Annotated in this window: 7 protein-coding genes; 5 read left to right on the top strand and 2 right to left on the bottom strand. The window is 55.7% G+C overall.

The window, feature by feature from the left end; translation table 11 throughout:
* Positions 1–111 precede the first annotated feature (111 nt).
* Together KQI10_RS10340 and KQI10_RS10335 are read right to left on the bottom strand one after the other, a co-directional pair.
* A complete protein-coding gene (locus KQI10_RS10340; protein ID WP_253285244.1) occupies positions 112–537 on the bottom strand; it encodes a hypothetical protein in 426 nt (141 codons plus the stop codon).
* Positions 538–614: 77 nt separating this feature from the next.
* Complete coding sequence (locus KQI10_RS10335; RefSeq protein ID WP_216567324.1) at positions 615–1,988, bottom strand: SH3 domain-containing protein; 1,374 nt, start codon at positions 1,986–1,988, stop codon at positions 615–617.
* A gap of 464 nt (positions 1,989–2,452) precedes the next feature.
* Between KQI10_RS10335 and cysS the strand changes: the two genes are divergently transcribed.
* From cysS to KQI10_RS10310, 5 genes are read left to right on the top strand one after another with little or no spacing between them, the layout of a single operon-like run.
* Entirely contained in the window at positions 2,453–3,868 is a 1,416-nt protein-coding gene (gene cysS, locus KQI10_RS10330; RefSeq protein ID WP_216567323.1) for a cysteine--tRNA ligase, read from the top strand.
* Positions 3,865–6,393, top strand: coding sequence for a DNA polymerase I (gene polA / locus KQI10_RS10325; RefSeq protein ID WP_216567322.1), 2,529 nt, complete (start codon positions 3,865–3,867; stop codon positions 6,391–6,393). Before cysS ends, polA begins: the two co-directional genes overlap by 4 nt.
* A gap of 14 nt (positions 6,394–6,407) precedes the next feature.
* Positions 6,408–6,833, top strand: coding sequence for a ribosomal protein S18-alanine N-acetyltransferase (gene rimI, locus KQI10_RS10320; protein WP_253285243.1), 426 nt, complete (start codon positions 6,408–6,410; stop codon positions 6,831–6,833).
* The gene (gene tsaD, locus KQI10_RS10315) at positions 6,830–7,846 is read left to right on the top strand and encodes a tRNA (adenosine(37)-N6)-threonylcarbamoyltransferase complex transferase subunit TsaD (protein WP_216567320.1); all 1,017 of its coding nucleotides are present in this window, start codon (positions 6,830–6,832) and stop codon (positions 7,844–7,846) included. The genes rimI and tsaD overlap by 4 nt, the downstream gene beginning before the upstream one ends.
* Complete coding sequence (locus KQI10_RS10310) at positions 7,846–8,352, top strand: GNAT family N-acetyltransferase (protein ID WP_216567319.1); 507 nt, start codon at positions 7,846–7,848, stop codon at positions 8,350–8,352. The genes tsaD and KQI10_RS10310 overlap by 1 nt, the downstream gene beginning before the upstream one ends.
* Positions 8,353–8,503 lie beyond the last annotated feature (151 nt).

Raw genomic sequence — 8,503 nt, 5'->3', positions numbered from 1 at the left:
GGGATTGCCACACCAGCGTGCGCGCTGGTTCGCAATGACATTGTTCTTTTTGGGCATTTTGCTATTTTGAGACAGCCCCTTCTTAGTATGTGCTTTTATAGAAAAAAACAATCAGCCATAGCCCCAGGTCATCAGTTTCCAGGGGCCGCCTTCCGTTCTGGCCAGACACCATTGCCAGCCGGTGTATTCCTCATCGGGATTCCAGGCCCCGGCATCTTCACCTTTTTTAGGGGAATGAAAGCTGCTTTCAAAAAAGATACATTGGGTAAAGGTTGCGTCCTGACCGCGGGCCGCAGCCAGTTCATTCATCCACGAAAGGTTTTTGTCATTGCAGTTTTCGTCTGAAGTATAGCGGATGCTGTGCAGTTCGCAGCCTTTCCAGGTATCAAACTCCTGACGGATCAGCTGTATTGCCTCATCCATATCCGCTTTTGTATAGAGCGTGGATGTTCCATAGTCGATGGTGACCTGGCTTTTGCAGCCCATAAGCCCCAAAAGCAGGGCAGGGAGGAGAAGAAAGCAAAGGAAACGTTTCATAAATACACCTCACTATAAAAATGGCAGCCCCGGAGGTTTCTTCCGGGGCTGCCAAAATCTGTTGTGATCAGATGGCCTTAGCCGACTTCCACGTAATCCATGGAGACCCAGCCCTTGTTGGTGCAGCCCCATTTGGTGTTGCCGAAGGTGAACTGGGCGTAGATCTCAACGGTGTCACCCTGGTTGTAGGAGCCGACAATGTTGTAGCCGGTACCCGGGCCGCTGCGGATGTTGACATTGCTGCCGGAAACGGTGCCGGTGCCTGCGCCCTCACCGGTGGTGCCGTCGATGTAGACGTAATCCAGGCTGATCCAGCCGTCCTTGGTGCAGCCCCAGGTGGTGCCGCCGACCTTGATCTGCTCCAGAATGTTCACACGGGTCAGGTTGGAGTAGTTGGCTACGGAGTTGTAATTGGTGCCCGGGCCGCTGCGGACGTTCAGGGTAGTGCCGGTTACGATGCCCTTGGCGGTGTTGGTGCCGGTGGTGCCGTCCTGGTAGACATAGTTCAGGCTGACCCAGCCCTTATCGGTACGGCCCCATCCATTGCTGGTCTCCAGAATGGTAATCCGGTCGCCGTAGCTGTAGGAACCGGCTCTGTTTGCGGTGGTGGCGGCGCTTTCCCGGATGTTCAGCTGGGTGGCGGTGACGACGCCCTTGGTGCCGCCGGTAGTGGTTGTGGTGTTGTTTGTGGTCGTATTGCCGGTGTTGCCGGTATTGGTATTTGCGCCGGTGTTGCCGCCGAAGCTGACGTAGTTCAGACTGACCCAACCCTTATCGGTGCGGCCCCAGCCGTTGTTGGTTTCCAGAATGGTAATCTGGTTGCCCTTTACATACTTACCAACGGAATCCGCGGTTTTGCTTGGAGTCTTGCGGATATTCAATTCGCTGGCGGTGACAGTACCGACCTGACCGGAACCGGTGTTGGAGGTGTTGCCGTTGCCTGTATTGCTGGAGGGAGCGGTGGTGGTTGTAGGCTGGTTGCTGTCGTTATTACCGGCAGGCGTGCTGTTGCTGCCCTGGATAGTGACGTTGGTCATATCCAGATAGTCGGTCTGCACCCAACCTTTCAGGGGAATGTAAGCCCAAGTCAGGCCGGAAGTGGGGACATACTCCACCCGGTTGACCTCCACTTCATCGCCGGCATTTAGAGTCGTCAACGTGTTGGCGGTGGTGCTGGGAGAAGCCAAAGCGCCTGTCTTCTCCTTGACGACGGCTACATTGGTCTTGGGGGCTTCGGTGGTGGCTTCCGTAGTCGGCGCAGCCGTAGTCTCGGTAGAGGGCTCGGTGGAAGCGGACTCTACCAGATTGGGGCCACTGGATGGGTCCGTGGAGGGCCCGGGATCTTTCTTAAAGCAGCCGGTGAACATGGTCGCGCACAGGAATGCGGCGGCGGTCGCACTGACTACGCGCAATAATTTACGAGATTTTGTGTGACTGAAGGGGTAAATCATACTGTTACCTCCCTTTCTTGTTTTTCTCATGGGTATTATACCTTGCGCCGGGGGCGATTGTCAATAGGATAAGATTTATTTAATAATGCAAACCCTTCCGTTTTTGGGCAATCTTCCCAGAGATCCCTTCGGAAGCCACAGGAAAGACGGCATATTCGCCATAGAAAACCTTTCGTATTTTTCCGGCAAAAGCTTGACAGACGTGTGGTAAAAATGCTAGAATATCCCTAACGCGATGAACGGAAAGAGTACCCCGCAGCCCCTTTCAGAGAGCCCCGGCCATTGGCTGCAAGCCGGGACAGGCAGCTTGGGCGAACGTGCGTCCGGGAGCGTCAGGTGCATAGAAAAGCGACAAATGAGAGTGGAACCGCGGCCGATGCCGCCTCTTGTACTTATTGAAAGTATCAAGAGGCGCTTTTTTATTTATGCCTGCCTGTTTTCATATATTTAAGGAGGAGATTCATATGTATCTTTACAATTCCCTTTCTCATAAAAAGGAGCTGTTCACCCCCAGAGACCCGGAGTATGTCAGAATGTATACCTGCGGCCCCACGGTCTACCATTATGCCCATATCGGCAACCTGCGGACCTATATCATGGAGGATGTGCTGGAAAAAAGCCTGCGCTATATGGGCTACGGCGTGAAGCGTGTCATGAATATTACGGACGTGGGCCATCTGTCTTCCGATGCCGACACCGGCGAGGACAAGATGCTCAAAGGCGCGGCCCGGGAGCATAAAACCGTCATGCAGGTGGCAAAATTCTATACGGATGCTTTCTTTGCTGACTGTGATAAGCTGAACATCAAGCGGCCAGATGTGGTAGAGCCTGCTACAAACTGCATCCCGGAGTATATCCATATGGTGCAGACGCTGCTGGACAAGGGATATGCTTATTTCGCAGGCGGCAACGTGTATTTTGATACCTCCAAGCTGGAAAAGTACTATGTATTCAACGACCATGACGAGGAGGACCTGGCTGTGGGTGTCCGGGAGGGCGTGGAAGAGGACACCAACAAGCGCAACAAGAACGACTTCGTGCTGTGGTTCACCAAGTCCAAGTTTGAGGATCAGGCCCTGAAATGGGACTCCCCCTGGGGTGTTGGCTATCCCGGCTGGCACATCGAGTGCTCCTGCATTTCCATGAAGCACCTGGGGGAGTATCTGGATATCCACTGCGGCGGCATTGACAACGCCTTCCCCCACCATACCAACGAGATCGCTCAGTCCGAAAGCTACCTGGGGCACCCCTGGTGCCATTACTGGTTCCATGTGCATCACCTGAATACAGACAACGGCAAAATGAGCAAATCCAAGGGCGAATTTCTGACGGTCTCTCTGCTTCAGGACAAGGGCTATGACCCAATGGCTTACCGTTATTTCTGCCTGCAGAGCCATTACCGCCGGAATCTGGTGTTCTCCTGGGAGAACCTGGACAATGCTGCCGGTGCCTATGAAAAGCTGATCGGTAAGATCGCCGCCCTGAAGCAGGATGGCGAAGTGGATATGGCCGTCTATGAAAAGCTGAAGGAGAAGTTCCTGGGCGCTCTGAACGGCGACCTGAATACCTCTCTGGCGGTGACTGCTTTGTACGACGTCCTGAAGGAAAAGACCAACGACGCTACCAAGCTCTATACCCTGGCGGACTTCGATAAGGTGGTCTCCCTGAACCTGATCTCCGGCGCTGAGGCGCTGCGGAAGAAGCAGGCAGAGGAGGAAGCCGCCAACGCTGACCCGGAGATTGATGCGCTGGTCGCGGCCCGGACGCAGGCCAAGAAGGAGAAGAACTTTGCCGAGGCGGACCGTATCCGGGATCAGTTGAAAGCCATGGGGGTGGAGATCATCGATACGCCCCAGGGCGCGAAATGGAGAAAAGTATGAAACTCATGATTCTGGATGGCAACAGCGTCATCAACCGGGCCTATTTCGGCGTGAAGCCTCTGACAACCCGGGAGGGACTCTACACCCATGCCATCTACGGGTTCCTGAACATTCTGGAGCGCATGGAGAAGGAAGAAGATCCTGACGCGGTATGTGTAGCCTTCGATCTCCATGGCCCCACCTTCCGGCATGAACGCTACGAGGGCTATAAGGCCAATCGCCACGGTATGCCGGAGGAACTGGCCCAACAGATGCCCCTTATGAAGCAGGTGCTGACTGCCATGAACATTCCCATCTACTCCGCCCAGGGGTGGGAGGCAGATGACGTTATCGGCACTGTTGGCAAAAAATGTGGCGAGGAGAACTGGGACTGTGTCATCGTCACCGGTGACCGGGATTCTTTGCAGCTCATTGACGGACATGTGAAGGTAAAACTGGTTATTTCCAAACCCGGTCAGACCACGGCCAGCCTCTATGATGAGGCGAAATTCCGGGAAGAATATGGCTTTGAGCCAAAGCGCATGGTGGATATGAAGGCCCTCATGGGCGATTCCTCAGACAATATCCCCGGCGTTGCCGGGGTGGGCCCCAAGACCGCCACGGATTTGCTGCTGAAATTCGGTACGCTGGATGGTGTCTATGCCAATCTGGAGGACGCCTCCATCCGGCCCAAGCTGCGGGAGAAGCTGACCGAGGGAAAGGACAGCGCTTATCTCTCCTATGAGCTTGCTACCATTATCCCGGAGGCTCCTATCGAATTTGAGCCGAAGGATGCGCTTCGGAAGGAATACAATAAGCCGGAGCTTTATGCTCTGTTCCAGAAGCTGGAATTTGTACGGCTCATTGACCGTTACGGTCTCCGGGGCGCGGCGGCGGAAGCGGCGCTCCCGGCCAAGGCAAATGTGAAAAGCCTGCCCAGTGCAGACACCCTTCCGGGAGCACTCTCCAAGTGTGCCCTCTACTTTGCCTCTGACGGCAGTTTGGGCATTGCCTGGGAAGAGGGCGTGTGCGCCCTGACGCCTATGGAATTACAAATGTCCCAGCTGCCCAAGCTGGACACTCTGGTGCTCCACGACGCCCGGGCAACCATGCATCTACTGGGAGAGGCCGGAATCGCCTACGACAGTGTCGCCTTCGACACGGCTCTGGCTGCTTATGATCTGAATCCTTCTCAATCTGATTACCCTGTCTCCAAGCTCGCCACCACATTTCTGGGGAAGACAGTGGAGGATGGGGACGCGGCAGCCTGTGCCGAGGCTGTCTGGCTGCTGGCGGAGCCGTTGAAGGCGGAGCTGGAAAAGCAGGGGGAGACGAAGCTCTATGAGGAAATCGAGCTGCCCCTGTGTGCGGTGCTCTACCGTATGGAATGCCGGGGCATTGCCATTGACCGAAATCAGCTGGTTCAGTTCGGCAAAATGCTGGAGGAGAGGATCGCGGACTGTGAGAACCTGATCTATGGCTATTCCGACGGGACCTTCAATATCCAGTCACCCAAGCAGCTGGGCACGGTGCTCTTTGAAAAACTGGGCCTGCCCGCCGGGAAAAAGACGAAGACCGGCTATTCCACCAATGCCGATGTGCTGGAAAAGCTGAAGGATAAGCACCCCATTATTCCGGCCATCATGGACTACCGGATGCTGACCAAACTCAAGGGCACCTATGCCGACGGCCTTATGAAGGTTATCGGCCCGGACGGCCGCATTCACACAACGTTTCAGAATCTGGTGACGGCTACGGGGCGGCTTTCTTCTACAGATCCCAACCTGCAGAACATCCCCGTCCGCACGGACCTTGGGGCGGAGATCCGGAAAATGTTCGTACCAGGACCCGGAAATGTGCTGGTGGACGCGGACTACAGCCAGATTGAGCTGCGTGTACTGGCCCACATCGCGGACGACAAGACCATGCAGCGTTCTTTCTGTGACGGAATGGATATCCACACCGCCACAGCCAGTCAGGTCTTTGGCGTGCCCGCTGATCAGGTGACGCCTCTGCAGCGCCGCCATGCCAAGGCGGTGAACTTCGGCATAGTCTATGGTATTTCCGAATTCTCTTTGGCGGAGGACATCGGCGTCAGCCGGTATGAGGCCAGAGACTATATTGACAGCTATCTTGCCAATTACCATGGCGTCCGGGACTATATGAAAAAGGTCGTTGAGGATGCCAGGGAATGCGGCTACACCCAGACCCTCTATGGCCGCCGCCGGTATATTCCGGAGCTTAAGAGCAGCAATTTCAATGTCCGCCAGGGTGCGGAGCGTATCGCGCTGAATACCCCCATTCAGGGTACGGCGGCAGACCTTATTAAGCTGGCTATGATCCGGGTGGAAAACGCGCTGAATGCCCAGTTCCCGGAGGCAAAACTCCTGCTGCAGGTCCATGACGAACTGATTGTGGAATGTCCGGAAGCCCAGGCCGCGGAAGTAGCGGATCTGGTCAGCCGGGAGATGCAGGGCGTCGCCCAGCTGAAGGTGCCGCTGACAGCAGAGGCGAAATTCGGAAAGAGTTGGTACGACGCAAAATGATGGAGATCAAACAAATGGCCCAATGCCATATTGCCCAGGTGGCGGAGCTGGAAAAGATCTGCTTTGCCGACCCCTGGAGTGAAAAAAGCATTGCTTCCGAGTTGGAAAATCCCCTTTCTTATTGGCTGGTAGCTCTGGAAGGGAGCACCGTTGCGGGCTATGCGGGCTCCCAGACGGTGTTGGGGGAGACGGACATGATGAATGTGGCCGTCCGCCCGGAATGCCGCAGACAGGGCGTTGCTGAGGCATTGATTGAGGGATTGATTGCGGGATTGAAGGAACGGGAGAGCCATTGCCTCACACTGGAGGTCCGGGATTCCAACGCCCCAGCCAGGGCACTGTATGAAAAGCTGGGCTTTCTGGAAGTGGGACGGCGGAAAAACTATTACCGGAATCCCGGAGAAGATGCCCTTATCCTTCGAAAGGAGTGGACCTTATGAATATTTTGTCGGTGGAATCCTCTTGTGACGAGACCGCCGTTGCCATTGTCCGGGACGGACGGGAAGTCCTGACAGACTGCATCGCCTCTCAGGTGGACCTGCACAGGCTCTATGGCGGAGTGGTGCCGGAGATTGCGTCCCGCAAGCACATCGAAGCCATTTACGGCCTGGCGGATCAGGCTTTGCTGAATACTGGCCTGACGAGAGACGATATTGACGCCGTGGCCGTTACTTATGCCCCCGGCCTCATTGGGGCTGTACTGGTGGGGGTGAACTTTGCCAAGGCGGCGGCCTTGGCTATGGACAAACCGTTGATCCCGGTGCACCACATCCGGGGACATATCGCCGCCAACTATCTGGCCTATCCTGATTTGGAGCCGCCCTTTCTCTGCCTGGTGGTCTCCGGCGGCCATACTATGATAGTGAATGTGCTGGACTATACCAAAATGGAGATTTTGGGAACGTCTCTGGATGACGCGGCAGGGGAGTGCTTTGACAAGGTGGCCCGGGTTCTGGGGATGCCCTATCCCGGCGGCGCGGCCCTGGACAAAATGGCCCAGACCGGAAACGAGCATACCTACAGTCTGCCCCGCAGCAAGCCCGGCGAAAATCCCTATAATATGAGCTTCTCAGGCCTGAAAACAGCGGCGCTGAATCTGATCCACCATGCTGAGCAGGTGGGCGAGGAGATCAATATCCCGGACCTCTGCGCCGCTTTCTCGGCGGCGGTGTCCGACACTCTGGTGCCACGGGTGGAGCAGGCCATTCGGGAAACGGGCTGTAGGAAAATCGCCGTGGCCGGGGGCGTGGCGGCCAATTCCAGAATCCGCCGGGATATTCTTGCCGCGGCGGAAAAGCTGGGAGCCAGCGTCTATATGCCGCCCCTGAAGCTCTGCGGCGACAACGGGGCTATGATCGGAGCACAGGCCTATTATGAGTATCTGGCGGGCAATATCGCTGATATGTCTTTGAATGCCTACGCCACCAAATCCATTCTGGGGGAGGCCCTGTGATGCTTCTGGTGGCAAGTTCTCTCCATGAGCTTTCCTTCCCAAAGCTCATGGAGGTCTATGCGGAAAGCAACCGGGAAAACGGAGAGGACCGTTACCCCGGGGAGTCTCCTGACCGCCAGCTGGCTCTGGCCGAGGAGGGGTTTCGGGATTATCTCAGCCAGGTGTTTTTTACAACGGAGAATGCCCGGTATTTCATCTTGGGGGAGGCAGGGCGCTATGTCAGCGCGCTGCGGCTGGAGCCCTACGAGGATGGCTTGCTCCTGGAGGCACTGGAAACTGCCCCGGAGTTCCGAAAGAAGGGCTATGCCGTGGCTTTGATTGAAAAGACCCAGGCCTATTTGGAGGAACAGGGAAGCATCCGTCTGTATTCCCATGTGTCCCGGAACAATATCGCGTCTTTGCGAACCCACGAGAAACGGGGATTCCGGAAGATCCTTGATTATGGCCGCTACATTGACGGCTCCATAAACCGCCGGACGGTGACGCTGCTGTATACTACAGAGTGAAAAATTTGGAAAAAACCCTTGACAAATGGGGAAAGTTGTAGTATCATATTAAAGCTGTCTTTGAGACGGCATGAACCGAGCAGCTCATGGAGAAGTCGCGTAGCTGGCCGAGCGCGCACGATTGGAAATCGTGTATACCCCAAAAGGGTAT

The sequence above is a fragment of the Pseudoflavonifractor sp. MSJ-30 genome (genome assembly GCF_018918045.1).
Classification (GTDB): Bacteria; Bacillota; Clostridia; order Oscillospirales; family Oscillospiraceae; genus Faecousia.
The sequence above is the reverse complement of the archived record's forward strand: the minus strand, read 5'-3'. Positions and strand labels throughout refer to the sequence as shown.